This window comes from Mycobacterium sp., assembly GCF_965229105.1.
Classification (GTDB): Bacteria; Actinomycetota; Actinomycetes; order Mycobacteriales; family Mycobacteriaceae; genus Mycobacterium.
The window spans coordinates 4,584,938-4,609,370 of sequence record NZ_OZ245858.1 but is presented as its reverse complement, the minus strand read 5'-3'; the positions used below and the strand labels follow the sequence as shown (position 1 = coordinate 4,609,370).

Annotated in this window: 25 protein-coding genes; 19 read left to right on the top strand and 6 right to left on the bottom strand. The window is 64.7% G+C overall.

Features of this window, described 5'->3' with window-relative positions; all coding sequences use genetic code 11:
- The first annotated feature begins 30 nt into the window (after positions 1-30).
- The 5 genes from ADBZ9O_RS21430 to ADBZ9O_RS21410 all read left to right on the top strand — a co-directional run bounded on the left by ADBZ9O_RS21430 (position 31) and on the right by ADBZ9O_RS21410 (position 6,042).
- The gene (locus tag ADBZ9O_RS21430; RefSeq protein WP_526524932.1) at positions 31-1,080 is read left to right on the top strand and encodes a substrate-binding domain-containing protein; all 1,050 of its coding nucleotides are present in this window, start codon (positions 31-33) and stop codon (positions 1,078-1,080) included.
- 49 nt (positions 1,081-1,129) lie between these two features.
- Positions 1,130-2,179, top strand: coding sequence for a substrate-binding domain-containing protein (locus ADBZ9O_RS21425; RefSeq protein ID WP_526524931.1), 1,050 nt, complete (start codon positions 1,130-1,132; stop codon positions 2,177-2,179).
- Between the two features lie 73 nt (positions 2,180-2,252).
- Positions 2,253-3,893, top strand: coding sequence for an AMP-binding protein (locus ADBZ9O_RS21420; RefSeq protein WP_526524930.1), 1,641 nt, complete (start codon positions 2,253-2,255; stop codon positions 3,891-3,893).
- A gap of 174 nt (positions 3,894-4,067) precedes the next feature.
- Positions 4,068-4,934, top strand: a complete 867-nt coding sequence (locus tag ADBZ9O_RS21415) for a cyclopropane mycolic acid synthase family methyltransferase (protein WP_526524929.1) — start codon at positions 4,068-4,070, stop codon at positions 4,932-4,934.
- 28 nt (positions 4,935-4,962) lie between these two features.
- Positions 4,963-6,042: a hypothetical protein gene (locus ADBZ9O_RS21410; RefSeq protein WP_526524928.1), complete on the top strand. Its 1,080-nt coding sequence runs from the start codon at positions 4,963-4,965 to the stop codon at positions 6,040-6,042.
- Here the strand turns inward: ADBZ9O_RS21410 and ADBZ9O_RS21405 are convergent.
- Positions 6,014-6,529, bottom strand: coding sequence for a DUF1990 domain-containing protein (locus tag ADBZ9O_RS21405; protein ID WP_526524927.1), 516 nt, complete (start codon positions 6,527-6,529; stop codon positions 6,014-6,016). The genes ADBZ9O_RS21410 and ADBZ9O_RS21405 overlap by 29 nt on opposite strands.
- Positions 6,530-6,566: 37 nt before the next feature.
- On the opposite strand from ADBZ9O_RS21405, the gene ADBZ9O_RS21400 reads away from it, so the two are divergent.
- The 12 genes from ADBZ9O_RS21400 to pdxT all read left to right on the top strand — a co-directional run bounded on the left by ADBZ9O_RS21400 (position 6,567) and on the right by pdxT (position 17,522).
- Positions 6,567-7,433: an aldo/keto reductase gene (locus ADBZ9O_RS21400; protein WP_526524926.1), complete on the top strand. Its 867-nt coding sequence runs from the start codon at positions 6,567-6,569 to the stop codon at positions 7,431-7,433.
- A gap of 18 nt (positions 7,434-7,451) precedes the next feature.
- On the top strand, positions 7,452-8,114 hold the full coding sequence (locus tag ADBZ9O_RS21395) for a PaaI family thioesterase (protein ID WP_526533364.1): 663 nt from the start codon (positions 7,452-7,454) through the stop codon (positions 8,112-8,114).
- The gene (locus ADBZ9O_RS21390) at positions 8,111-8,533 is read left to right on the top strand and encodes a TIGR02611 family protein (protein WP_526524925.1); all 423 of its coding nucleotides are present in this window, start codon (positions 8,111-8,113) and stop codon (positions 8,531-8,533) included. The genes ADBZ9O_RS21395 and ADBZ9O_RS21390 overlap by 4 nt, the downstream gene beginning before the upstream one ends.
- A gap of 127 nt (positions 8,534-8,660) precedes the next feature.
- Positions 8,661-10,715: a threonine--tRNA ligase gene (thrS, locus tag ADBZ9O_RS21385; protein WP_526524924.1), complete on the top strand. Its 2,055-nt coding sequence runs from the start codon at positions 8,661-8,663 to the stop codon at positions 10,713-10,715.
- Positions 10,712-11,296, top strand: a complete 585-nt coding sequence (locus ADBZ9O_RS21380) for an ATP adenylyltransferase (protein WP_526524923.1) — start codon at positions 10,712-10,714, stop codon at positions 11,294-11,296. The genes thrS and ADBZ9O_RS21380 overlap by 4 nt, the downstream gene beginning before the upstream one ends.
- Positions 11,293-11,976: a phosphatidylinositol phosphate synthase gene (gene pgsA, locus ADBZ9O_RS21375; protein WP_526524922.1), complete on the top strand. Its 684-nt coding sequence runs from the start codon at positions 11,293-11,295 to the stop codon at positions 11,974-11,976. The genes ADBZ9O_RS21380 and pgsA overlap by 4 nt, the downstream gene beginning before the upstream one ends.
- A complete protein-coding gene (locus ADBZ9O_RS21370; RefSeq protein ID WP_526524921.1) occupies positions 11,976-12,902 on the top strand; it encodes a phosphatidylinositol mannoside acyltransferase in 927 nt (308 codons plus the stop codon). The genes pgsA and ADBZ9O_RS21370 overlap by 1 nt, the downstream gene beginning before the upstream one ends.
- On the top strand, positions 12,902-14,026 hold the full coding sequence (locus tag ADBZ9O_RS21365; protein WP_526524920.1) for a glycosyltransferase family 4 protein: 1,125 nt from the start codon (positions 12,902-12,904) through the stop codon (positions 14,024-14,026). The genes ADBZ9O_RS21370 and ADBZ9O_RS21365 overlap by 1 nt, the downstream gene beginning before the upstream one ends.
- On the top strand, positions 14,026-15,090 hold the full coding sequence (locus tag ADBZ9O_RS21360) for an NUDIX hydrolase (RefSeq protein ID WP_526524919.1): 1,065 nt from the start codon (positions 14,026-14,028) through the stop codon (positions 15,088-15,090). Before ADBZ9O_RS21365 ends, ADBZ9O_RS21360 begins: the two co-directional genes overlap by 1 nt.
- A 150-nt stretch (positions 15,091-15,240) precedes the next feature.
- A complete protein-coding gene (gene pdxS / locus ADBZ9O_RS21355; protein WP_526533362.1) occupies positions 15,241-16,089 on the top strand; it encodes a pyridoxal 5'-phosphate synthase lyase subunit PdxS in 849 nt (282 codons plus the stop codon).
- 9 nt (positions 16,090-16,098) lie between these two features.
- A complete protein-coding gene (tesB, locus tag ADBZ9O_RS21350; protein ID WP_526524918.1) occupies positions 16,099-16,944 on the top strand; it encodes an acyl-CoA thioesterase II in 846 nt (281 codons plus the stop codon).
- The gene (pdxT, locus tag ADBZ9O_RS21345) at positions 16,941-17,522 is read left to right on the top strand and encodes a pyridoxal 5'-phosphate synthase glutaminase subunit PdxT (RefSeq protein ID WP_526524917.1); all 582 of its coding nucleotides are present in this window, start codon (positions 16,941-16,943) and stop codon (positions 17,520-17,522) included. The genes tesB and pdxT overlap by 4 nt, the downstream gene beginning before the upstream one ends.
- Before the next feature lie 7 nt (positions 17,523-17,529).
- Here pdxT and ADBZ9O_RS21340 read toward each other — a convergent pair whose 3' ends face one another.
- From ADBZ9O_RS21340 to ADBZ9O_RS21325, 4 genes are all read right to left on the bottom strand, one after another.
- Positions 17,530-18,411, bottom strand: coding sequence for a hypothetical protein (locus ADBZ9O_RS21340; protein WP_526524916.1), 882 nt, complete (start codon positions 18,409-18,411; stop codon positions 17,530-17,532).
- Positions 18,408-18,788 (bottom strand): hypothetical protein, encoded by a 381-nt coding sequence (locus ADBZ9O_RS21335; protein WP_526524915.1) that lies wholly within the window; start codon positions 18,786-18,788, stop codon positions 18,408-18,410. Before ADBZ9O_RS21335 ends, ADBZ9O_RS21340 begins: the two co-directional genes overlap by 4 nt.
- A gap of 52 nt (positions 18,789-18,840) precedes the next feature.
- Positions 18,841-20,856 (bottom strand): C39 family peptidase, encoded by a 2,016-nt coding sequence (locus ADBZ9O_RS21330; protein ID WP_526524914.1) that lies wholly within the window; start codon positions 20,854-20,856, stop codon positions 18,841-18,843.
- A 162-nt stretch (positions 20,857-21,018) separates the two neighbouring features.
- Positions 21,019-22,731: a CocE/NonD family hydrolase gene (locus ADBZ9O_RS21325; RefSeq protein WP_526524913.1), complete on the bottom strand. Its 1,713-nt coding sequence runs from the start codon at positions 22,729-22,731 to the stop codon at positions 21,019-21,021.
- Between the two features lie 150 nt (positions 22,732-22,881).
- Here ADBZ9O_RS21325 and ADBZ9O_RS21320 point away from each other — a divergent pair, with 150 nt between their 5' ends.
- On the top strand, positions 22,882-23,637 hold the full coding sequence (locus tag ADBZ9O_RS21320) for a YebC/PmpR family DNA-binding transcriptional regulator (RefSeq protein WP_526524912.1): 756 nt from the start codon (positions 22,882-22,884) through the stop codon (positions 23,635-23,637).
- A 3-nt stretch (positions 23,638-23,640) separates the two neighbouring features.
- Here the strand turns inward: ADBZ9O_RS21320 and ADBZ9O_RS21315 are convergent, their stop codons facing one another.
- Positions 23,641-23,928: a hypothetical protein gene (locus ADBZ9O_RS21315; protein ID WP_526524911.1), complete on the bottom strand. Its 288-nt coding sequence runs from the start codon at positions 23,926-23,928 to the stop codon at positions 23,641-23,643.
- A gap of 120 nt (positions 23,929-24,048) precedes the next feature.
- Here ADBZ9O_RS21315 and ADBZ9O_RS21310 point away from each other — a divergent pair, with 120 nt between their 5' ends.
- Positions 24,049-24,390, top strand: a complete 342-nt coding sequence (locus tag ADBZ9O_RS21310; protein ID WP_526524910.1) for a hypothetical protein — start codon at positions 24,049-24,051, stop codon at positions 24,388-24,390.
- The last annotated feature ends 43 nt before the right edge of the window (positions 24,391-24,433 follow it).

The following is a 24,433-nucleotide window of genomic DNA, read 5'->3' as shown; positions in this document are numbered from 1 at the left end:
TTGATCGACACAACGAAAGTGAGTGACCAGATGAGACTGACAACGAAGTTCGTCGCCGTCGCTTCGGCGGGGCTGCTCGGACTGGGCCTGACCGCCTGCGGCGCAGGCGATACCGAAGCCAAGGACGGAAAAACCCGGATCGGCGTCTCGGTGTACGACATGAGCTCGTTCATCACCGCGGGCAAGGAGGGCATGGACGCCTACGCCAAGGACAACAACATCGAATTGGTCTGGAACTCAGCCAATCTGGATGTGTCGACCCAGGCCAATCAGGTGGACTCGATGATCAACCAAGGTGTCGACGCCATCATCGTCGTCCCGGTGCAGGCGGACTCGCTCGGTCCGCAGGTGGAATCGGCCAAGGCCAAGGGCATTCCGCTGGTTCCGGTCAACGCCGCATTGAACAGCAAGGACATCGCGGGCAATGTGCAGCCCGACGACGTCAAGGCCGGTGAGCAGGAAATGCAGATGATGGCCGACAAGCTCGGCGGCAAGGGCAACATCGTCGTGCTGCAGGGCCCACTCGGTCAGTCCGGCGAGCTCGACCGCACCAAGGGCATCAAGAATGTGCTGGCCAAGTACCCCGATATCAAGGTGCTGGCCATGGACACCGCCAACTGGAAGCGCGACGAGGCGGTCAACAAGGTGAAGAACTGGATCTCGGGCTTCGGGCCGCAGATCACCGGCGTGGTCGCCGAGAACGACGATATGGGCCTCGGTGCCCTGCAGGCTTTGAAGGAAGCCGGCCGCTCCGACGTGCCGATCGTCGGCATCGACGGTATCGAGGACGGCCTCAATGCCGTCAAGAGTGGCGAATTCATCGGCACCTCACTGCAGAACGGCACCGTGGAGCTATCCGCAGGCCTGGCCGTCGCCAACGCGCTGGCCAAGAAGGAGAAGGTGAACACCGCACCGGTGTACATCATGCCCGCCATCACCCAGGAGAACGTCGACGTCGCCATCGAGCACGTCGTCACCAAGCGGGCGGAGTTTCTTGCCGGTCTCTCCGAGCTGACCAAGAAGAACCTCGAGACCGGCGATATCGCCTACGAGGGCATTCCAGGCCAGAAGCAACCGTAATCACCTATCCGACAAGCGTATTCAACGAACACATAGAGAAAGCGAATAGATGAGACTGACAACGAAGTTCGGTGCCATCGCCACGGCGGGGTTGCTCGGGCTCGGCCTGACCGCCTGCGGTGCGGGCGATACCGAAGCCAACAGCGGTAAGACGCGGATCGGCGTCACCGTCTACGACATGAGCTCGTTCATCACCGCAGGCAAGGAGGGGATGGACACCTACGCCAAGGACAACAACATCGAGTTGATCTGGAACTCGGCCAATAACGACGTGTCCACCCAGGCCAGCCAGGTCGATTCCCTGATCAACCAGGGTGTCCAGGCGATCATCGTGGTTCCTGTGCAGGCGGATTCGCTCGGCCCGCAGATTGCGGCGGCCAAGGCCAAGGACATCCCGCTGCTGGCGGTCAACGCGGCACTCGACAGCCCCGATCTGGCCGGTAACGTCCAGCCCGACGATGTCGCGGCCGGCGCCCAGGAAATGCAGATGATGGCCGATAAGCTCGGCGGTAAGGGCAATATCGTCATCCTGCAGGGCCCGCTCGGTGGATCCGGTGAGATCAACCGTGGCAAGGGAATTGATCAGGTGCTGGCCAAGTACCCCGATATCAAGGTGCTGGCCAAGGACACGGCCAACTGGAAGCGCGATGAGGCCGTCAACAAGGTGAAGAACTGGCTGTCCAGTTTCGGGCCGCAGATCAACGGTGTCGTCTCGCAGAACGACGATATGGGTCTCGGTGCCCTGCAGGCGCTCAAAGAGGCCGGCCGCACCGATGTTCCGATCGTCGGGATCGACGGCATCGAGGACGGGCTGAATGCTGTCAAGAGTGGCGAGTTCATCGGCACCTCACTGCAGAACGGCACCGTCGAGCTCTCGGCGGGTCTGGCCGTGGCCAATGCGCTGGTAAAGAAGGAAGACGTCAACAAGGAGCCGGTCTACGTGATGCCGGCCATCACCCAGGAGAATGTCGACGTCGCGATCCAGCACGTCGTCACCGAGCGCCAGAAGTTCCTGGACGGTCTCGGTGAGTTGACCGCGAAGAACCTCAAGACCGGCGATATCGCCTATGAGGGCATTCCGGGACAGAAAGAGTCCTAGCAAGCGATGTGTGACAGTCCCGGCCGCGCTCACCGCGGCTGGGACTCTCACACAACGCGGTTATGGTGCTGCGGTGGAATTCAACCTGGCCGAGGTGTTCGACACCGTGGCGACGGCCAACCCCGAGCGCGACTGCATCGTCTTCGGCGACCGGCACTTCACCTACGCCCAGATCGACGAGCGCACCCGGCGGCTGGCCCAGGCACTTCACGGGTGGGGGCTGGGCGCACACCGGGAGCGTGCGCAGCTGGCGGGCAGCGAGTCAGGGCAGAGTCACCTCGCCCTGTACATGACGAACTGCAACGAATTCCTCGAAGGAATGATCGGGGCATACCGAGCCAGGGTCGCACCGTTCAACGTCAACTATCGTTATGTCGCCGACGAATTGGTGTACCTGCTGGCCGATGCCGGGGCCGCCGCGGTGATGTATCACGCACAGTTCGCACCGACCCTGGCCGAGGCCCTGCCCGATCTTCCGCCGGTGCGGCTCATCCACGTCGACGACGAGTCCGGCAACGAGCCGCTGCCGGGGGCAGTGCGCTACGAAGAACTGTTGGCTGCTCACAGCGCCGAGCCGCTGGATCTCGCACTATCGCCCGATGATCTGTACCTGCTCTACACCGGTGGCACCACGGGCATGCCGAAGGGTGTGCTGTGGCGCCAGAGCGATATTTTTTTCAACGCGATGGGTGGGCGGGTCTTCGGAACTGGGCAGACCATCCCCGATATGGCGGCGGTGATCGAGCGATCTCTGGCCGGCGGACCACCATCGATGACCGTCGCACCACTGATGCACGGCGCGGCCCAATGGTCGGCCTTCAGCACCCTGCTGGGCGGGCGGACATTCGTAATGCCGCCGCCCGCAGTACATTTCGACGCAGTCCAGGCCTGGATGACAGCGAGTCGCGAAAGGGTCGGGTCGATGTCGATCGTCGGTGACGCGTTCGCCCGACCACTGGCCGACGCCCTGGCTGCGGGCGGCCCCGAGCTTGCCGATGACCTTTCGTCATTCAATGCTCTGGTCAGTGGTGGAGCCCTGCTCAGCAGCGGTGTCAAGCAGCGCCTCCTCGACCTCTTGCCGCACCTGACCATCCTCGATGCCGGCGGCTCATCGGAAACCGGTTCCCAGATGGGTCAGGCCTCCAGCAGGGAGAGCGCAGGCACCGGCCGGTTCACGCCGAACCCCGGCACAGTGGTCGTCGATGCGGAGATGACGCACCTTCTCCAGCCGGGTGACCCCGAGATCGGCTGGCTGGCACAACGGGGTCTGGTGCCTCTGGGCTATCTCGGTGATGCCGAGAAATCCGCGCGCACCTTCCCCCTGATCGACGGGGTTCGGTTTTCGATCCCGGGGGATCGGGCGCGCTGGGACGCCGACGGCAGTATCGACCTGCTCGGCCGTGATTCGGTCACCATCAACTCCGGCGGCGAGAAGATCTTCGCCGAAGAAGTGGAGGCGGCTATCGCGAACCATCCGGCCGTCTACGACGTGGTAGTGGTGGGACGGCCCAGTGTCCGATGGGGCAGCGAAGTGGTCGCCCTCGTCCAGCTGGCTGACGGCACGTCCCCAGATTCCGCCGGTATCGTCGCCGAGGCCGCCCGCCACATTGCCCGCTACAAGCTGCCGAAGGAGGTGCTGTATTGCGATCGCATACAGCGCTCACCGTCGGGCAAGCCGGATTACCGGTGGGCGAAGGCGCGGGCGATACAATAGCTGCGGTTGTCGTCTGTGTGACAGGTACCGAGCAGCCCACGTGTTTCGGATTCAGCAAGAAGTCTGACGCGTACGTCAATTACATTGCGTAACAACGGGGTACCCGCCAACGATGACGTCGGCGACGTCTTATGCACGTATGCGTACCAGCTAGTTACAGTAAGCAGGGAAACTTTGCCGAACTCCAGTCTTGACCTCAAGCCACATTTCGACGATGTGCAGTCCCACTATGACCTGTCCGACGATTTCTTCCGGTTGTTCCTCGACCCCACCCAGACCTACAGTTGCGCGTATTTCGTCCGCGACGAGATGACGTTGCACGAGGCGCAGATAGCCAAGATCGATCTCGCGTTGAGCAAGCTCGACCTGCGTCCGGGCATGACGCTGCTCGATGTCGGCTGCGGCTGGGGTGCCACCTTGCAACGAGCCGCCGAGCAGTTCGACGTCAACGTCGTCGGGCTCACGTTGTCGAAGAATCAGGCCGCTCATGTGGAGCGACTGTTCGACAGTTCACCCGGCGCCCGGTCCAAGCGGGTCCTGCTGCAGGGCTGGGAGCAGTTCGACGAACCCGTCGACAGGATCGTGTCCATCGGCGCCTTCGAACACTTCGGCAGGGAGCGCTGGGACGACTTCTTTTCGTTCGCTCACCAGGCGCTACCTGATGACGGCATCATGATGCTGCACACCATCACGACCTGCTCGATCGAGGAATTCAAGAGCATCAAGGTCACGATGTCCTTGTTGAAATTCATCAAATTCATCATGGACGAGATTTTTCCCGGCGGGCGCTTGCCCTCGGTGGCCGTCGTCGAGGAGCGTGCGCAGAAGGCCGGTTTCCGGATCAGCCGGGTGCAGTCACTGAGGCCGCACTACGCCAAGACGCTCGACATCTGGGCCGAAGCGCTGGCGGCGCGCCGTGATGAGGCCATCGCCATGCAATCCCAAGAGGTCTACGACCGCTACATGCGATACCTGACGGGGTGCGCTGACTTGTTCCGCGAAGGCAACACCGACGTCTGCCAGTTCACTCTGCAGAAGTAGTCCACCGAGCACCGAATACAGTTCGCGGATGGACAGCCCCACCCGCGAACACCGCGGTGCGATCACCCGCGATGCCACCGGCCCCAGCGCCGCGGAGGCGTTCGTCCTGATCGCGATCGCCACCATCCTTGTCACCCGGCTGTACCTGGAGCTGACGGGATATCCGCAGATCGGTGGCGGTGACCTGCATATCGCGCACGCGCTATACGGCGGCGCACTGATGATGCTGGCGCTGATCATCGGCTGGTTGACGCTCGGTTTCGGCACCCGGATCGTGGCCATCGTGATGGGCGGTATCGGGTTCGGGCTGTTCCTCGACGAGGTCGGCAAGTTCGTCACCAAGGACAACGACTATTTCTACGGTCCGTCCGCGGAGATCATGTACATCCTGGTGGTGATCATCCTGGTGGGCGCGCGGGTGGTGCGGGACTTCCGGCCACTCTCGGCCAGGGAATGCCTGGCCTCGGCCGCGGCCATCGCCGCCGACGGGGTGGCCCGCGGGCTCGCTGAACACCGGCGCCAGATCGGGCTGCTGCTGATCGAGCAGGCCCGCGCCGGTGGGGCGGACCAGTCCGACGTCGACGACGTCGAGGCGCTGCTGAAATCGGCAGACCCAGCTGGGGACAAGTTGTATCGGCTGCGTCAATGGGTGCCCCGGCTGATTCCCGGGTTCTTTCGCAGCCCGCGTTGGGTGACGATCGTCGGTTGGCTGATGGTGCTTGGCGCGCTGGCCGGGGTGATCTCCGGGGCACTGGGAATTGTGCTCGGCGGCTACCTCTATGACGACCACTCGGTGACGGTGCAACTCGACGGCATGAGCCCGGCCTCGTTGATCCTGCTGATCAGCGCGGTGCTGACGGCTGCGCTGGCGCTACCGGCGATGATCGCCCGCCGCCGCACCGACAAGATCTGGCCGCTGCGTTGGCTGCGCATCGCGGCCCTGATCTTCACGTTCCTCAACGCGCTGGTCGACTTTGCCACCGAGGGTTTCGGTGCACTGCTGAACATGTCCATCGGTCTGTTCATGCTGGCCGTGTTGTCGTATCAGATCGAAGTCGCGGCCAGGCGTGCGTTGACTCCTACAGCGCCCGCAGGTATCGCTTCGTGACGACCCGCTGCACCAGGGCGGCGACCGGCGCGCCGGCTTTGCTCCACCACGTGTTCGGCCGGGAAAACGCTGTCACCTCGGCGTAGACCGATTCGCTGGCCGGGTCGTAGCGGACACCGAAATACTCCTCACCGGCCTCGGCGTGGCCGGGCAGGGTGCCGTAGGCGAAACCGCGCCGGTTCGGCTCGTCGACGACATAGACCACCCGGCACGGCGCCCAGATGGGTCCGAGTCGGCCTAGTACCAAGGTCCCGACCTGTGCGACCTCGGTGCTTGCCGTCACCCGAACACCCGCGCCGCGCAGCATGCCGTACCGCATCACAGCGGTGCCGGCTTGTTCGAAACATGCTCGGCCACTACCGATTCGGGCCGCCTCGTGGGCGTGGTGATACTCCTGCAACCGGCCGATATCGTCATCGGGTAACGCATCGGTCGCGCCCACCTCGGCATAGGTCAGCGGTAACCCGTCAAGGTCGCACAGTTTCACCAGTCAGCCTCCAGGTCTCGGGCGTACGGTTTTACCCGTGAGCACATCTTCGGTCGCACAAGCATCCGGCACCGTCACCCTCGGCGGTGACCTCACCGTCAACCGCCTCGGATTCGGGGCGATGCGGTTGACGGGCCCCGGTATCTGGGGCCCGCCCGCCGATCACGACGAATGTATCCGCGTCCTGCGGCGGGCCGTCGAACTCGGGGTCAACTTCATCGACACCGCGGACTCCTATGGGCCGTATTACTCCGAAGAGCTCATCCGTGAAGCGCTGCACCCGTACCCCGATGATCTGGTCATCGCGACCAAGGCCGGGTTGTTGCGGACCGGGCCCGATGTGTGGGTCTCCCTCGGTAAGCCCGCGTACCTGCGGCAGGAAGTCGAGACAGCCCTGCGCAGGCTCGGCCTGGACACCATCGACCTGTTCCAGCTGCACCGCATCGACCCGGATTACCCGCTGGCCGATCAGGTCGGTGAGCTCGCCGCGCTGCAGCAGGAGGGCAAGATCCGCCATATCGGGCTCTCCGAAATCGGCGTCGACGAGCTCAAGGCGGCGCAGCAGGTGACGCCCATCGCGTCAGTGCAGAACATGTACAACCTGACGGTGCGGCAGTCCGAACCGCTGCTGGACGCGGTCGCGGCAGAGGGCATCGCCTTCATCCCGTGGTTCCCGCTGGCGGCAGGCCCGTTGGCGGCCGCGGACGGGCCGCTGCAGAAGATCGCCGCAGATCATCACGCCAGTCCGTCACAGCTGGCGTTGGCGTGGCTGCTGAAGCGCTCTCCGGTGATGCTGCCGATTCCCGGTACGTCCAAGGTCGCGCATCTCGACGAGAATGTGGCCGCCGCCGAAATCACGCTGTCGGACCAGGAGTTCGAGACGCTGTCGGCCGCCGGGGCCTGAGTCGGTTGGGCAACCCGGCTGCTGTGCCCATACGGTGTTGGGGTGGGCACTGATGACGTCGAGGTACATACCGGTGGCGGTTTCAACGCCCCGACCGCGACGGACAAGGGCGGACCTGACTACGGCCGCTTCATCGCCGGTGTGCGCACGCTGCAGGACCACGCCCGCGCTGTCGACGCTCCCGACGAGGTGATCACCGAAGCCGCGGAGCTTCTGGAGAAGCTGTCGGCGCTGCTCGCCCCCTACGACGCCGACGAGTGGTCATCGCCGTCAGGCCGGCGCTACGACCTGCCCAATCGCGGCGGCATTCTCAATGTGCCAATGAATGTGGCCCTGACCCCAGAAGCTGGATCGGCTGGACGGATCCGCGGCTCGGCCCGGTTCAGCCGCTACCACCTCGGCCGCAATGGCGCCGCACACGGCGGGGCTATCGCATTGCTGTTCGATTCCATCCTCGGGTTGACGTCCGTGCTGCTGACCGACAGCCGGTATCAGCGCACCGCATTCCTACATCTGAACTACCGCAAGATCGTTCCGATTGAGAAGACCCTGCAGCTCGACGCCGGGGTCGCCAGAGTGGAGGGCCGCAAGATTTTCGTCGAGGTGGTGTTATCTGACGAGGGCACCGTGCTCACCGAGGGTGAGGCGCTGTTCGTCATGTTGAAGCCCGGGCAGCCATGAAAGAACGGGTTAAGGCGGTACCGCGACGGTGGGCGCGGTGGCGCGACACCCTGCGCGACCGTCGAGTCGTCGACCTCACCTACCGGATCGTGGTCGGTGTCGTCGGGCTCGCCGTGCTCGCCGTCGGCATCGTGGCCATCCCGTACCCGGGTCCCGGCTGGGCGATCGTGTTCATCGGGCTCGGCATCCTGGCCACCGAGTTCGACTGGGCTCGCCGCCTGCTGGCTCACGTTCGCGAACGCTACGACAAGGTGATGGCGTGGTTCGGCCGACAGGGCCGCTGGGTGCAGGTACTCGGTGTGGCGGTGACCGCAGCGGTCGTGGTGGCCACGTTGTGGGTCTTCGGTGCCCTCGGTTGGATCGCCGCGCTGTTCGGTGTTGACTGGCCGTGGCTCAAGAGTCCCCTGGCGTCGGGCTAGTTCCTCGGATTGGTGCCCATCGCCTCGCCTGGGGTCAGGGGTGGGGGCACCGATAGCATGGTCGCGTTCGCGGTGTAATCAGACCGCATCCACCGCATAGCCACCGACACCGTATGGAGACCACTCGATGAGCGCCCCAGCACACCCCGCCCCAGCAGCCCTTCTCCGGGTTCCTGCCGGGACGACGGCGGGCGCAGCGGTTCGCGAAGCAGGCCTGCCCAGCAGGGGTGAGCCCGACGCCGTCGTCGTGGTCGCCACCGAGGACGGCACCCTGCGTGACTTGTCCTGGGTCCCCGACAGTGACGCCGAGGTCACCCCGGTCGGCGCCAATACCGACGCCGGGCGCAGCGTCATCCGGCATTCGGCGGCGCATGTGCTGGCCCAGGCCGTGCAGGAACTCTTCCCCGGCACCAAGCTCGGAATCGGCCCACCCATCACCGACGGTTTCTACTACGACTTCGCGGTGGCCAAGCCGTTCACCCCCGAGGACCTGGCTGCGCTGGAGAAGCGGATGGCCAAGATCGTCAAGGACGGTCAGCTGTTCTCCCGGCGGGTGTACGAGAGCAAAGACCAAGCCCGCGAGGAACTCGCCGATGAGCCGTTCAAACTTGAGCTCGTCGATGACAAATCCGGCGACCCGGACGTGATGGAGGTCGGCGGTGATGAACTCACTGCCTACGACAACCTCAATCCCCGCACCCGCGAACGCATTTGGGGTGATTTGTGTCGGGGCCCGCATATCCCGACCACCCGCTATATCCCGGCGTTCAAGCTGACCCGAAGCTCGGCCGCGTACTGGCGGGGCGATCAGAACAACGCCAGTCTGCAACGCATCTACGGCACCGCCTGGGAATCTCAGGAAGCGCTCGACCGCCACCTGCTGCTGATCGAAGAGGCGCAGCGCCGCGACCACCGCAAGCTCGGCGTCGAACTCGACTTGTTCAGCTTCCCTGACGAATTGGGCTCCGGACTGCCGGTGTTCCATCCCAAGGGCGGCATCATCCGGCGCGAGCTGGAGGACTATTCGCGGCGCAAACACGAGCAGGCGGGCTACCAGTTCGTCAACACTCCGCACATCACCAAGGAACATCTCTACGTCACCTCCGGGCATCTGGAGTGGTACGCCGACGGCATGTTCCCGCCGATGCACATCGACGCCGAATACGACGATGACGGCACCCTGCGCAAACCAGGGCAGAACTACTACCTCAAGCCGATGAACTGCCCCATGCACCACCTGATCTACCGGGCGCGGGGCCGGTCCTATCGCGAACTTCCGTTGCGGCTCTTCGAGTTCGGCTCGGTGTACCGCTACGAGAAGTCCGGGGTGATCCACGGCCTGACCCGGGTTCGCGGGATGACCCAGGACGACGCGCATATCTACACCACGCGCGAGCAGATGCGCGACGAGCTCTCCTCGCTGCTGCGGTTCGTCCTGGACCTGCTGGCCGACTACGGGCTCGACGACTACTACCTGGAGCTGTCCACCAGGGATCTGGAGAAGTCCGTCGGCTCCGACGACATGTGGGACGAGGCCACCGACACGTTGCGTGAAGTCGCCGAGGCCTCCGGTCTTGACCTGGTGCCCGATCCGGGCGGGGCGGCCTTCTACGGCCCGAAGATCTCGGTACAGGTCAAGGATGCCCTCGGGCGGACCTGGCAGATGTCGACCATCCAGCTGGACTTCAACATGCCCGAACGCTTCGAGTTGGAGTACACCGCCGCCGATGGCACCCGGCAACGCCCGGTGCTGATCCACCGGGCGCTGTTCGGTTCCATCGAACGGTTCTTCGGGGTACTCACCGAGCATTACGCCGGTGCCTTCCCGGCCTGGCTGGCGCCCGTACAGGTGGTCGGTATCCCCGTTGCGGATGCCTTCGTTCCGTATCTGGACGATGTTGCCGCACAGCTGAAGTCGCACGGTGTGCGGGTCGAGGTCGATGCCAGCGATGACCGGATGGCGAAGAAGATCGTCAACCAGACCAACCAGAAGGTGCCATTCATGCTGCTCGCGGGTGAGCGTGACGTCGAGGCCGGTGCGGTGAGCTTCCGCTTCGGTGACCGCACCCAGATTAACGGGGTGCCACGCGATGAGGCGGTCGCGATCATCGTGAAATGGCTTGCCGATCGCCAGAATGCCGCGCCGACAGCCGAATTGATCACAGTGGGCAACGCGACGTGAGCGAAGAGCAGGCCCGGGAGAATGACACGCCCGACGCCCTCGTTGATCGGGGCGCCGGTGATCCCGACCACCTGCAGCGGCTGTGGACGCCGCACCGGATGAGCTATATCGCCGAGTCTCCGATGAAGCGTGACGCAGGCGACGCCGGGGCACCCGGCGAGCCGTTCACCGATATCCCGTTGATGCCCGATGAGGATGGCCTGGTGGTGGCTCGCGGTGAGCTGGTGTACGCCGTGCTGAACCTCTATCCGTACAACCCCGGGCATCTGATGGTCGTGCCGTACCGGCGGGTCTCTGAGCTGGAGGACCTCACCGAGGCGGAGAGCGCAGAGCTGATGGCGTTCGCACAGAAGGCGATTCGGGTGATGAAGGTGGTATCGCGACCACACGGCTTCAACGTCGGCCTCAATCTCGGTAAGTCGGCGGGCGGATCACTCGCCGAACACCTGCACATGCATGTGGTGCCGCGCTGGGGCGGTGACGCCAACTTCATCACCATCATCGGCGACGCGAAGATCATTCCGCAGCTGCTGCGGGACACCCGCACACTGCTGGCGACCGAATGGGCAGCGCAGCCGTGAGTGATTTCTACGTCTTCACCAGGGCCGCCTACGCCAAGCTGAGCGGCCCGCTGGCCAAGGCCGCGCTGCGGGCCGGGTTCACCCCCGACAGCATCACCATCATCGGTACCGCGGGCACCGTCGTCGCAGCGCTGACGTTGTTCCCGATCGGGCAACTGTGGTGGGGCGCCTTCGCTGTGTGCATCTTCGTACTGGCCGACATGCTCGACGGAGCGATGGCCCGCCAGCGCGGCGGCGGTACGGCGTTCGGAGCTGTACTCGATGCCACCTGTGACCGGATCGGTGACGGGGCGATCTTCTGCGGCCTGCTGTGGTGGGCGGCGTTCGGCGTCCGCAGCACCTCGCTGGTGGTCGCGATCATGATCTGTCTGGTCACTTCGCAGGTGATCTCGTATATCAAGGCCAGGGCTGAGGCCAGCGGGCTGCGCGGCGACGGCGGCTTGATCGAACGCCCAGAACGCCTGGTCATCGCGTTGACCGGCGCCGGCCTGTCCGGGGTCTGGTTCCTGCATGTGCCGTGGCTGCTTGAAGGGGCGATGTGGCTGTTGGCGATCGCCAGCCTGGTCACGCTGGCCCAGCGGCTGCACAGCGTGCGGGTATCCCCGGGTGCGATGGATCGGCTGCCGTCGGCGAGCGCACCTGCCGATCAGCGGGCGGACAACCCCGAGGGCGAGGCCTGATGGCGGTCCCGTCGGTGCCGCTGACCGAGCGGTTCAGCGACTGGGGTTATGCGGCGGGCTGGCAGATGGTGCGTGCCATGCCAGAGTTCGCTGCCCGCAACGCCTTCGATGCAGGCGCGCTGTTCGCCTCACGTAACGGTGGGCCCCAGCAGCTGCGCAAGAACCTCGCTCGGGTCCTCGGCGTGCCGCCGGCGGACGTGCCCGCTGCGCTGATCCGCGACTCGCTGGCCTCCTACGCCCGGTACTGGCGGGAGGCATTTCGCCTGCCATCGATGGATATGGCGAAGCTGGCCCCACGGATCGAGCCGTGCCTGCTTAATCGCACGTACATCGACGATGCACTGGCCGCCGGACACGGCGCCATCCTGGCGCTGCCGCACAGCGGGAACTGGGATATGGCCGGCGTCTGGGTGGTGCAGCATTACGGTCCGTTCACCACCGTCGCCGAACGGCTCAAGCCTGAGTCCCTGTATCAGCGGTTCATCGACTACCGCGAAACCCTCGGCTTCGAGATGCTGCCGCTGACCGGGGGAGCGCGCCCGCCCTTCGAGGTGTTGGCCGAACGACTGCGCAATAACAAGATCATCTGTTTGATGGCAGAACGCGATCTGACCCGCAAGGGCGTCGAGGTGGACTTCTTCGGCGAATCCACCTTGATGCCCGCGGGCGCGGCGAAACTGGCCATCGAAACCGGCGCCGCGCTGCTGCCGGTGCACTGCTACAACACCGAAGACAGTTGGGTTTTCGACGTGTCAGGGCCGCGCGATACCGGCTCCGGCGACGTCCGGGTCATCACCCAGGCGCTGGCGGACAGCTTCGCCGCCGGGATCGCCGCGCACCCAGCGGATTGGCACATGCTGCAGCCGCAATGGCTGGCCGATCTGTCCGAGGAAAAGCGCGCCCGGCTGCGGGAAGTCGACCCGTAATGCGCATCGGCATGGTGTGTCCGTATTCCTTCGACGTACCCGGCGGCGTCCAGTCGCACGTGTTGCAACTCGCCGAGGTGATGCGAAGCCGAGGCCATCACGTCAGTGTGCTGGCGCCGAGCTCACCCCATGTCGATCTCCCCGACTACGTCGTCTCCGGCGGTAAAGCGGTACCCATCCCGTACAACGGGTCGGTCGCGCGGCTGCGCTTCGGGCCGGCAACGCACCGCAAGGTCAAGCGGTGGCTCGCCGAGGGGGAGTTCGACGTACTGCACCTGCACGAACCGAATGCACCGAGCCTGTCCATGTTGGCCTTGATGATCGCTGAGGGCCCGATCGTGGCGACCTTTCACACCTCGACCACAAAATCGTTGACGCTGAGCGTGTTTCAGGGAATATTGCGACCCTGGCACGAGAAGATTGTCGGCCGGATCGCCGTTTCTGATCTGGCCAGGCGCTGGCAGATGGAGGCGCTGGGCTCCGACGCCGTCGAGATTCCCAACGGGGTGGACGTTCCGGCGATCGCCGGCGCGCCCCTGCTCGATGGGTATCCGCGCGACGGTAAATCGGTGTTGTTCCTTGGCCGCTTCGACGAACCGCGCAAGGGCATGGCGGTGTTACTGGGGGCGCTACCCCAACTGGTCGCGCACTTCCCCGATATCGAGCTCCTGGTGGTGGGCCGCGGCGATCAGGACGAATTATGTGAAGAGGCAGGTGAATTGGCGCATCACCTGCGTTTCCTCGGGCAGGTCGACGACGCGCAGAAGGCATCGGCGATGCGCAGTGCCGATGTGTACTGTGCACCAAACACCGGGGGGGAGAGTTTCGGTATCGTGCTCGTCGAGGCGATGGCCGCAGGCACCCCGGTGGTGGCCAGCGATCTGGATGCGTTTCGACGGGTGCTTCTCGATGGTGCCGCCGGATGCCTGGTGCCGGTGGATGATTCCGCAGCACTCGGTGCGGCGTTGATCAGTGTTCTGGGAGATGAGGCCGCCAGAAAACGCTACGTCGACACCGCCACCGAAGCGGTTCAACGCTACGACTGGCCGGTGGTCGCGCGGCAGATCATGCGGGTCTACGAGACGGTGGCAGGCTCTGGAGCCAAAGTGCAGGTGGCGAGCTGATGGGGTGGCTGATCGCGCTTGCGGTCGTCATCGTCTTGTTCGTGGCCATCGTCGGTGCGTGGGCCTATCAGACGGCGAACCGCCTCGACCGCCTGCACGTCCGCTATGACCTGTCCTGGCAAGCGCTCGACGGGGCACTGGCCCGCCGGGCGGTCGTGGCCCGCGCGGTCGCTGTCGACGCTTACAGCGGGGTACCGCAGGGCCGGACGCTGACCGCGTTGGCCGCCGCCGCCGAACGCGCGCCGCGCACATCGCGGGAGACCGCGGAGAACGAGCTGTCGGCAGCACTGGCCGCGGTCGATGTGGCACGGCTGCCTGCCGGGTTGGTCGCCGAATTGGCCGACGCCGAAGCCAGGGTGCTGCTGGGCCGCCGGTTTCACAACGATGCTGTCCGCGACACGCTCGCGCTGCGGGAGAGGCCCGCTGTCCGGTTGCTGCGGCTCGGTGGCCGGGCCCCGCTGCCGACCTATTTCGAGATCGCCGAACGGCCCTTCCAGACCGATCTGGCCACTCACGATCCGTATTCCACCGACCTGCGAACCTCGGCGCGGGTGGTGCTGCTCGACGAAGCAGGCCGGGTGCTGCTGCTCTGCGGCTCGGACCCGGCGATCGCCGACGGCGCCGCCCGCAGATGGTGGTTCACCGTGGGCGGTCAGGCACTCGACGGGGAACGTCTCGGTCAGGCCGCCGTGCGCGAACTCGCAGAAGAGACCGGCTTATGCGCTGATCCCGCCGACCTGATCGGGCCGATCTGGCGCCGCGACGCGGTGCTCGACTTCAACGGTTCCGTCGTGCGCAGCCAGGAGTTCTTCTTCGTATTCCGGACCACCCATTTCGAACCGTCGGCCGACGGCTACACCGATCTCGAACAGCGGTACATCCACGGGCATCGCTGGTGTGACGCCGACACCATCGCCGCGTTGGCCGCGGCCGGTGAAACGGTGTACCCGCTGCAACTCGGGGAGTTGCTGGCCGCTGCCCAACAGAAGGCCGACGAGGTGGCCGGTCACCGGGAGGCCGCCACGGTTATCGGGACGCAACAGCAGCTGTTGAGTATCCACTAGGCCGTTGACTGACCAGCGGTAAAGCTGGCTTGGTGTTCACCACTAGACTGCTTGATACCAATACAAGGAGAGATAGCAGTGAACACCGCCGCGCATTCGAACGGATCGGCCGGCAGCGGTCAGACCGGAACTTCCCGCGTCAAACGCGGTATGGCGGAAATGCTCAAGGGCGGCGTCATCATGGACGTCGTCACTGCAGAGCAGGCCCGCATTGCCGAGGCGGCCGGTGCCGTCGCCGTCATGGCGCTGGAGCGCGTCCCGGCTGATATCCGCGCTCAGGGCGGGGTATCGCGGATGAGCGACCCCGACATGATCGAGAGCATCATCGCCGCGGTCACCATTCCGGTGATGGCCAAGGCCCGGATCGGGCATTTCGTGGAGGCCCAGATCCTGCAGAGCCTCGGCGTCGATTACATCGACGAGTCCGAAGTGCTCACCCCCGCCGACTATGCCCACCACATCGATAAGTGGAAATTCACCGCGCCGTTCGTGTGCGGTGCCACCAACCTGGGTGAGGCGCTGCGCCGGATCACCGAGGGCGCGGCGATGATCCGCTCCAAAGGTGAGGCCGGCACCGGTGACGTGTCGAACGCCACCACACACATGCGTGCCATCGGCGGTGAGTTGCGTCGGCTCAGTTCGCTGAGCGAGGACGAGCTGTATGTGGCCGCCAAGGAACTCCAGGCGCCCTATGACCTGGTCGTCGAGGTGGCCCGGGCAGGCAAATTGCCGGTCACCTTGTTCACCGCGGGCGGCATCGCCACCCCGGCCGATGCCGCGATGATGATGCAGCTCGGGGCCGAGGGAGTGTTCGTCGGATCAGGGATCTTCAAATCCGGCGACCCGGCACAGCGGGCGGCGGCCATCGTCAAGGCCACCACGTTCTACGACGACCCCGACGTGTTGGCCAAGGTGTCACGCGGGCTGGGCGAGGCCATGGTCGGTATCAACGTGGAGGAGATCGCGGAGCCGCACCGACTCGCTCAGCGCGGCTGGTAACCGGCCCCGATGGCGATCGAACAGATCCTCGATCTTGAACAACTCGAGGTCAACATTTTTCGTGGCCAGGTGCATGAGGCCGCGCCTGGCCTGAACAACCGGACCTTCGGCGGTCTGGTGGCCGGCCAGTCGCTGGTGTCGGCGGTGCGCACCGTCGATGAGGCGTTCATCGTGCACTCGCTGCACGGGTACTTCCTGCGGCCTGGAGATCCCAAGATCCCCACGGTGTTTCTGGTCGAGCGGCTGCGCGACGGAGGCTCGTTCTGCACCCGGCGGGTCAGTGCCGTCCAGCATGGCGAGACCATCTTCTCGATGTCGGCGTCGTTCCAGACCGATCAGGAGGGCATCAACCACCAGGACGCGATGCCGATCGGTCCGGGCCCTGATGACCTCGAAGAGATCCGGGCGCTGCGACTGTTCAAAGACGAGGGCTTTCGCCAATTCGAAGAGTGGGACCTGCGGATGGTGCCCCGTGAGCAGTTGGAGAAGACCCCGGGCAAGGCGTCGCAGCAGCGGGTCTGGTTCCGCCATCGTGATCCGCTGCCCGACGATCCGGTCCTGCACATCTGCGCCCTGGCCTATATGAGTGACCTCACGCTGCTGGGGTCGGCGCAGGTCAACCACCCGGTCGAACGGGATCACCTGATGATCGCCTCATTGGATCACGCGCTGTGGTTCATGCGGCCGTTCCGGGCCGACGAATGGCTGCTCTACGACCAGACGTCCCCCTCGGCGTGCGCGGGCCGCGCGCTGACCCAGGGCAAGATCTACACCCAGGACGGCGAGATGGTCGCAGCGGTGATGCAGGAAGGTCTGACCCGGTATCAGCGCGGCTACACGCCGCAACCTCAGTGAGCGCGCGCGTCGGGGTACTTGCTCTGCAGGGTGACACCCGCGAACATCTGGCCGCGCTGCGCGAAGCCGGCGCCGACGCGGTGACGGTGCGCCGCCGCGGCGAACTCGACTCCGTCGACGCGTTGGTTATTCCCGGCGGTGAATCCACCGCCATGAGCCATCTGTTGCGCGAGTTCGAGCTGCTGGAACCCTTGCGGGCACGGCTGGCGGACGGCATGCCTGCCTACGGCTCATGCGCGGGGATGATCCTGCTGGCCTCGGAGATTGTCGATGCCGGTGTGCCCGGCCGCGAGGCCCTGCCGCTGGGCGGTATCGATATCACGGTGCGCCGCAATGCTTTCGGACGCCAGGTCGACTCCTTCGAAGGCGATATCGCCTTCGAAGGGCTCGATACGACGGTGCATGCGGTGTTCATCCGGGCACCCTGGGTGGAGCGGGTGGGGCCGTCGGTGCAGGTGCTCGCGACGGCGGCCGGACATCCGGTGGCGGTGCGCCAGGGTTCGGTGCTGGCGACGTCGTTTCACCCCGAGATGACCGGCGACCGTCGGGTGCACAAGCTGTTTGTCGACATGCTCTGACGGGTTCTTACAGCTGCAGTTGTGCGGCCAACCTCAACTCATGGCCCTTGGTGATCAGGTATTGCACCGCCGGGCCGATATCGCCGCCGTATTTCCAATGCGAGGCATTGGATCCCTGGCCGGCGAACAACACCCCGTTGATGATGGCCTGGACCAACGGCAGGACCTGGGTCAGCGGTTTGTTGAGCACTTCGGCGACCTCGGCGGCGATCGCCAAAATGGTTGACACATCGGCATTCTGGATCATATCGAAAATAATTCGCTCGTTGTGGCCGACTTCCGTCTCGTGGCGCCACGGGTCGTCGCCGGTCGGCGCGGCAGCGTAGAGATCCCCGTCGTTGGCGAAGGACAACAGGAAGTCCGGTGTCTGGTCCTCGGTGAGATTCCCCGGCCCCGCGATACCGCCGGTGGTGAACTCGTCGAGCGGTTCGGGTAGTGCTCTGCCGGTGACCTTGTTGCCGTTGGCGATGCCTGGGCAGCGCATCGGATCGCCGAAATTGAGGATCGCGACGACGTCGTCCTTGCGGTGGTGCAGTGACCCAGCCGGGCTGAGAATATCGTCGCGCCACACGATATTGACGACGATCGCCCCCTGGCTGTATCCGCTCATCACGATATTGCCCGGGTGACGGTCGATTTGAGCGCACAGCTCGCTGCGGCCGGCTTGGACCGACGGACCCATCGGGAATACGGCCGCCGGATAGCCGATGGGTTGCCAGATCCACATACCGTCGGCGACGTCGATCAGCATGCGGGCCACGTCACCGGGGAAGCCGGCCCCAAATGGGTCGGGTTCCGCGGTGCCGTTGACGGTGAACAGCGTGCCGACCGGGGTCCAGAACACGCCTTCTTTGGTCGCCAGAATTTCTGGCCACAATCCGGAGGTCATGTTCCCGGCACATCCCCGGCGAACCCGGCCGGATAGGGCCGCAGTTCACTTGCTTTGTCGACGTAGCCGGCCAGGGTGGCCGGATCCGTTGTCGCAATCAGGTTCTCGATCGCCACGAGCATGAAATCTTTGAGGTCGAACACCATTCCGTTGCTCGCGACATATCGCCAGCTGACCTGCTCGCTGGTGCCGATATCGTGGTCGAGCTGCGAGGTCGTCGCGGCGATGAGACGGCCGTCGACAGCGCGGGTGAACGGTTTGTTCTTCGTGACATTGCCGAATACGGTGCGGGCCCTGACCCGGACCCACGCCCATGGGCGTGGACTGCCGTCCACCACACCGTTGATGCTATCGAGAACATCCTGATCAGCAGGCATGATTCACTTCCTTAGCGATAGTTGAAACGTCTGTCGGATATGGGTTTTCGGTTCACTGATGGTTGGGGTCGGCGCCGCCGTTGACGCCGTTCGCCGCGATCCGCACAAACAGGCCGCCATCGGGGCCGGCGAACACCGGTTCCAGACGCCGCGGCCTGGCGCCGTCAGCCCCGAGTGAATCGGCGACGCTGATCACGGTTGGCAACGTGACCGCGACCGGAGCCGGGGCTGGTGCGGCCAGTGGCGCCGGCACGGCGGGCACCACCGCCGGTGTGGCATAGCTGTAGGCCTTGGGCGGTATCAACGTCGCCACCTGATCGAAGCTGACCCAGTAGCCGAACGGACTGAAGCCACTGTCGGCGATCCACAGAGCACGCAATGTGGGATTGCTGTCGTACCCCATGCACGCCACGTAGTGAAAGACGGTGCCCCCTCGATAGGACGGATTGACCGAACCCTTCACGCCGCGCGGGTAGTTGTTCGGCGGGGCAACCCAATTCATCACCACGCCGTGGCCGGCATCGATCGACCCAACGATGTTGTCCCATAGCGAGTTCCGCTGGGCCTCGGTCGGCGGATCGTCATGCATGTCGACAGAGGTGTACTGGGCATCCGGCACCAGCCGGTCGAGTACCCGTTCGATCAGACCGACAAAGTCGGTGCCGTCCTCGTCGGTCCCGATCTCGCGGGCGAGATCCCACTCGGAGATGTTGATACCCCGCGAGTTCAGCACGATCTGGGTGGCCGCCGGCCCGCAGAAGTAGCCCGTCTCCTGCCTGACGAACTTGATCGAGTGGTCATACGGCAGCAGCCGCTCCGTGGTCTGGACGGCCACAGGTGCGCCAACCCGGCCCGCGTCGCGGCCACACAACTGGATCAGGGAGTACAGGTCACCGTCGAATTTATTGACATCGCAGGTCTTTTGAGTGCCGATCTGGGAGTCGGAGGCGAACTGCAGGATCCGGGGTTTGCGTCCGGACATCAGATCCCAGCCCGACTGAAAGTCGCCGACCCCCTGGTACTGCTCCTTGAACGGACGAGGAGAACCCGATCCGTTGTAATTGCTGTTCCAGATGTCATAGCCGCTGCCGAGGGTGTTGCCGTAGGCCCATCGCGGGGCGTAAACCACGACATAACCCCTGGTGCCCTGCAATGCCATCCGGCGCTTCACCGCATCGACGGCTTGGCCGATCTCGGCAGGATTCGGCAATCGAGTGTGATCGTTGGGCTTTTCGGCATCGATCTGCCAGATCCAGGGGACATCTCGCCACCACGGCGTCTGCGCATCGACGAAGTTCATCCACTCGGTCACCTGCGCCTCGATATTCTCCGGCCACAGGAAGTGATAGGAACCCAGGACCGGTATGCCGGCGTCACGGGCGCGCTCGAGGGCCTCTTTGTAGTGGTCAGCCTTCCACGTCGTGCCCTCGGTCGCTTTATGCGTGAAAAAGGAGATGCCGTCGCGCTGGGCGTCGACGAGACTCATCTGGCCCCGACCCCAATCGAAGTCGGAGGCATCCCAACCCCATACCGGCGCGGTATTGGCGATGCCTACCAAGGCGGCGGGCTCGCCTGCCGCGGGGGAGATCAGGTGGGCCGCGCGGTGTCCGTTGGTGACCGGCGCGCCGCCCACACTCTGTTCGAGGCGGGTCAACAAATCCGCAGACGTCGCCCAGTGGATGTGGTCGAAGTGGCCGATCACGCCCGGTCCTCCGTAGATGCCCCCGCCCGGGTATTTCTTCTGGTTCTTGACGTAAAAACCGTCGTCGTCGGCGAAATGCGTCGAGTGGATCAACTCGACGGTGTACTCGGAGTAGTTGTCGTACAACCATTTCGCCAGGTCGCGCATCTGTTCGGCATCGGGCGGGTTGCCCGCGCCGATATCCAGTGCCGCGGTCGCCGACCCTTGATACTGCAGGCCATAGTGGTGTGACACGGCGCCGTGGTCGCCATCCATACCGCTGGTCAGGTAGATCTGGTCGGCCTTGGGATAGTGCTCCAAAAACTTGGCCATCCGGTCACCTGTCGGCCCGGTCACGACACCGGGCCGCCGCACAATACCGCTCATGTTCCCCCTGCTTTCCCACGCTGGATGCCGATGTGACGGCAGCTCCCGCATCTGCTCGCGTCCCGCGATCCAGACGTGAACTGCCTTGTCCCAAGGGTGATTCCACCTACACCCCGGCGTCGTGAGTAGTCGGCTACTCGATAGTGGTAGCCGGCCCAGGTACTACAGCACGGGTAGCAGTAACCGCGACGACGAGCACACCGTATTGAGGCTGCTGGTCCCGACACTGGCGTGCCGGAAATTCATGATGGCCGGAACGTCGAGATTCTGGTCGTCGCTGGTCAGGGTCAGCCGGATCCGTGATCCGGCCTCGAAGTGACGTGCGTTGGCCACCAGCGGGATCCGGTACTCGACGTCCGCACCGATCGGGACGGCGCTGGCGAAGCGGCACGGTAGCACCGGGGCGCCGGGCCGGCTCGCGGCCTCGTCGACCTCGCGCAGGCTGGCCCGCAGCCACCCTGCAGTCACCTCGGATGCGGTGCCGTCGGCCGCCAGATGTTCGATGATCGCGATCCAGGCCGTATCGACGGCGGTCGCCGCCGCAACCAGCCGCAGTTCGATGTCACCGACGACGTCGATCGGTTCGGTCAACGGCGTGCTGGTCCATGACAGCATCGCCGGTGGATCGATGACGCTCGGCTTGGCCCGCGCCAGACCCGCACCGAGGGTCATGTACTCCCGCAAACCTGGTGTGCCATCTTCGGTACCGAGGGTGCCGTCGGCGCACAATGCCCACTCGGTCAAAGACGTTCCCGCAGGCGGCCATTGATCGGCGGTGTGCCATTCATCGGTCCCCGGCAGCACATACCGCATCGGTGGGCCGTCCATGATGCCGGTGTCGTGGCCCTTGAGCCAGTGGTCGAACCAGGCCAGCGCCTCGGTGTGCAGACTCTCCCACGGCCACGTCAGGCCGTACTGCCCCAGCATGGCGACCCGGACATTCGGGTTGTCTGCCAACCTTTTCCACGTCACGAACGTCGAGGGCAGGTGCAATGGGGCATTCTCCCAGTCGCAGCCCAGGTAGACGGGAATGTCGATGCGGTCCAACAGCGGGGTGAGATCCCGCTCGTCCCACCACTGGTCGCGGGTCGGGTGTTTGACGGCGATATCGAGCCACAGGTCGTCCCACGGATGCGGTTCGTGGGGGAGTTTCAGCATCTGGCGCAGGATGGTCAGCGAGGCCTCGCCGTTCATCGTGGCGAATTTCCGGTGCAGTGGCTTGGTGTTGAGTACCTTGCGGGCCAGGTCAAGGGGCGGGCTGCGCCAGAACTCGTCGCTGCGCTCTGAGGTCAGGCCCGCCATCGCCAGGAACGGGGTGACAAACGATGAGCTCACCAGGCCGTGGTGGGTGGCTGCGTCATACAGATCGGCGGTGACGGCGACAGGGAAGATGGCCTTGAGATGCGGCGGCCGTTCGACGGCGGCCTCCAGTTGGGTCATGGCGAAGTAACTGATGCCGATCATGCCGATATTGCCGTCACACCACGGCTGGGTGGCGGCCCATTCGACGAGGTCGTACATATCGCGGCGTTCCTGGGCGTCGAAGAAACCGAAAGTTCCGCCCGAACCGCCCGTGCCCCGCACGTTGGCGATGACGTGGCCATAACCGCGAGATACCCAAAACGGTGTGGCGCCGGCCTCGATGAAACCCATCGGCGCACCCAGGTCCTGAATTTGGCGTGGGTAGGGCGACGCGGAGATCAGTGCCGGGAAGCGGCCATCGGCGTCGGGACGGTGGACGTCAGCCAGCAGCGTGATGCCGTCGCGCATGGTGACCGCCACATTGTCCTCGCGGCGGGTGTGGTGGCGCGGCGCACTGAGATTTGTGTACTCACGGCCGGTGGTCTGAGGCCCGTTCAGTGGCGTGTCACTCATAGGTTTCACGCTACGATGAAACTAGTCTCAACGCAAGATGAAATTCGTCCAGATATGCGGTGACTTGCCAGGGTGACCTCGGGGGGCGTCGCCGTCCACGTAGACTCGACGATCAGACTTCGCAGTTGACCGAAAGCGAGTAGTACAGCCATGAGCGGCCATTCCAAGTGGGCCACCACAAAGCATCAGAAGGCAGTCAAGGACGCGCGCCGCGGTAAGGAGTTCGCCCGGCTCATCAAGAACATCGAGGTGGCTGCCCGCACCGGTGGTGGGGATCCTTCGGGCAACCCCACGCTGTATGACGCGATCCAGAAGGCCAAGAAGACCTCGGTCCCCAATGACAATATCGAGCGGGCCCGCAAGCGCGGTGCCGGTGAGGAAGCCGGCGGCGCCGACTGGCAGACCATCACCTACGAGGGCTACGGCCCCAATGGTGTTGCGGTACTGGTCGAATGCCTGACCGACAACAAAAACCGGGCGGCCGGTGAAGTCCGGGTGGCGATGACCCGCAACGGCGGCAATATGGCCGATCCTGGCTCGGTGTCCTACCTGTTCAGCCGCAAGGGTGTGGTGACGCTGGAGAAGAACGGCCTGACCGAGGATGACGTCTTGGCCGCGGTACTCGAGGCCGGCGCCGAAGATGTCAACGACCTGGGCGAGATGTTCGAGGTGATCTCCGAACCCACCGATCTGGTCGCCGTTCGCACCGCATTGCAGGACGCCGGGATCGACTACGACTCCGCCGAGGCGAGCTTCCAGCCGTCGGTGAGTGTTCCCGTCGATCTCGAGGGCGCGCGCAAGGTGCTCAAGCTGGTGGACGCGCTCGAAGAGAGCGATGACGTCCAGGACGTCTTCACCAACGTCGAGATTCCCGACGACGTCGCCGCCGCCCTCGACGAAGACTGAGGGCTAGCGGTGTCCGCCGCCTCCGCCATGTGATCCGCCGCCGCCGAAGAGGCCGCCCAGGTCGATGGCCCTCCCGCCATACAGGAACGGATATCCGTACTGCGGGTAGGTTGTGGCTGCCTTCGGCGTCGAGTTGAGCTGCACGTTGCCGGGGGTTTCGCACTGGGTGCTGTTACCGCTGGGGTTGGTGCACTGCAGGTGGGTCTCGGCACCGGCGATCGGTGCGGCGACGATGGCTGCCGCGGCGCCGGCCGCGAGCAATGGCGCAAGGATGCGAATTTTGATGTTCATGCTGTCTCCTAAAAAGGGTGCAGCGCCACACGCCCGATAATCCTTCCCGTCACCTCGGGTGGAATTGGTCACCCGCGAGGGTGCCGCACAATTTGTCCCCGGCTGACTAACATCCTGTGCATGCAACGGTTTCGCGACGCGCAGGGTGTGCGGTGGTCGGTGCGCCGCGTGTGGTGGCCGTTCGGCGAGCTCATCTGGGACACGAATGATTCGGGAATCTTCTTCTGGATCGGCGCAATCACCACCGTGCCCCTGCTGGTCGCGTGGCCGTTCTGGCTGCTGGCCCGGTTCCTGGGGGCGTCGTGGACGATCAAGGTCAGGCGCAAGGGCAAGGTCGTGCGCTCCGAGAAGGTCAAAGGGTGGGGCGCATCCGGGCGGCGGATGAGCGAGATCGCTGACGAACTGCGGGCGCAGGCCATGCCGGACACGGGTGAACCGGAGTCCCGCGCGATCATCTACTGACCTGTTCGGCCGGGTATGTCGCTACGCCGCGCTGTCGCCGGCA

What these genes read in the sequence shown, in the direction of transcription:
- ADBZ9O_RS21315 (WP_526524911.1), bottom strand. Translation starts at nt 23,928, where the DNA reads ATGAACATCAAAATTCGCATCCTTGCGCCATTGCTCGCGGCCGGCGCC.
- ADBZ9O_RS21320 (WP_526524912.1), top strand. Translation starts at nt 22,882, where the DNA reads ATGAGCGGCCATTCCAAGTGGGCCACCACAAAGCATCAGAAGGCAGTC.
- ADBZ9O_RS21360 (WP_526524919.1), top strand. Translation starts at nt 14,026, where the DNA reads ATGGGGTGGCTGATCGCGCTTGCGGTCGTCATCGTCTTGTTCGTGGCC.
- pdxS (WP_526533362.1), top strand. Translation starts at nt 15,241, where the DNA reads ATGGCGGAAATGCTCAAGGGCGGCGTCATCATGGACGTCGTCACTGCA.
- thrS (WP_526524924.1), top strand. Translation starts at nt 8,661, where the DNA reads ATGAGCGCCCCAGCACACCCCGCCCCAGCAGCCCTTCTCCGGGTTCCT.
- ADBZ9O_RS21365 (WP_526524920.1), top strand. Translation starts at nt 12,902, where the DNA reads ATGCGCATCGGCATGGTGTGTCCGTATTCCTTCGACGTACCCGGCGGC.
- ADBZ9O_RS21370 (WP_526524921.1), top strand. Translation starts at nt 11,976, where the DNA reads ATGGCGGTCCCGTCGGTGCCGCTGACCGAGCGGTTCAGCGACTGGGGT.
- ADBZ9O_RS21340 (WP_526524916.1), bottom strand. Translation starts at nt 18,411, where the DNA reads ATGACCTCCGGATTGTGGCCAGAAATTCTGGCGACCAAAGAAGGCGTG.
- tesB (WP_526524918.1), top strand. Translation starts at nt 16,099, where the DNA reads ATGGCGATCGAACAGATCCTCGATCTTGAACAACTCGAGGTCAACATT.
- ADBZ9O_RS21335 (WP_526524915.1), bottom strand. Translation starts at nt 18,788, where the DNA reads ATGCCTGCTGATCAGGATGTTCTCGATAGCATCAACGGTGTGGTGGAC.
- ADBZ9O_RS21410 (WP_526524928.1), top strand. Translation starts at nt 4,963, where the DNA reads ATGGACAGCCCCACCCGCGAACACCGCGGTGCGATCACCCGCGATGCC.
- ADBZ9O_RS21430 (WP_526524932.1), top strand. Translation starts at nt 31, where the DNA reads ATGAGACTGACAACGAAGTTCGTCGCCGTCGCTTCGGCGGGGCTGCTC.
- ADBZ9O_RS21390 (WP_526524925.1), top strand. Translation starts at nt 8,111, where the DNA reads ATGAAAGAACGGGTTAAGGCGGTACCGCGACGGTGGGCGCGGTGGCGC.
- ADBZ9O_RS21310 (WP_526524910.1), top strand. Translation starts at nt 24,049, where the DNA reads ATGCAACGGTTTCGCGACGCGCAGGGTGTGCGGTGGTCGGTGCGCCGC.
- ADBZ9O_RS21330 (WP_526524914.1), bottom strand. Translation starts at nt 20,856, where the DNA reads ATGAGCGGTATTGTGCGGCGGCCCGGTGTCGTGACCGGGCCGACAGGT.
- ADBZ9O_RS21325 (WP_526524913.1), bottom strand. Translation starts at nt 22,731, where the DNA reads ATGAGTGACACGCCACTGAACGGGCCTCAGACCACCGGCCGTGAGTAC.
- ADBZ9O_RS21425 (WP_526524931.1), top strand. Translation starts at nt 1,130, where the DNA reads ATGAGACTGACAACGAAGTTCGGTGCCATCGCCACGGCGGGGTTGCTC.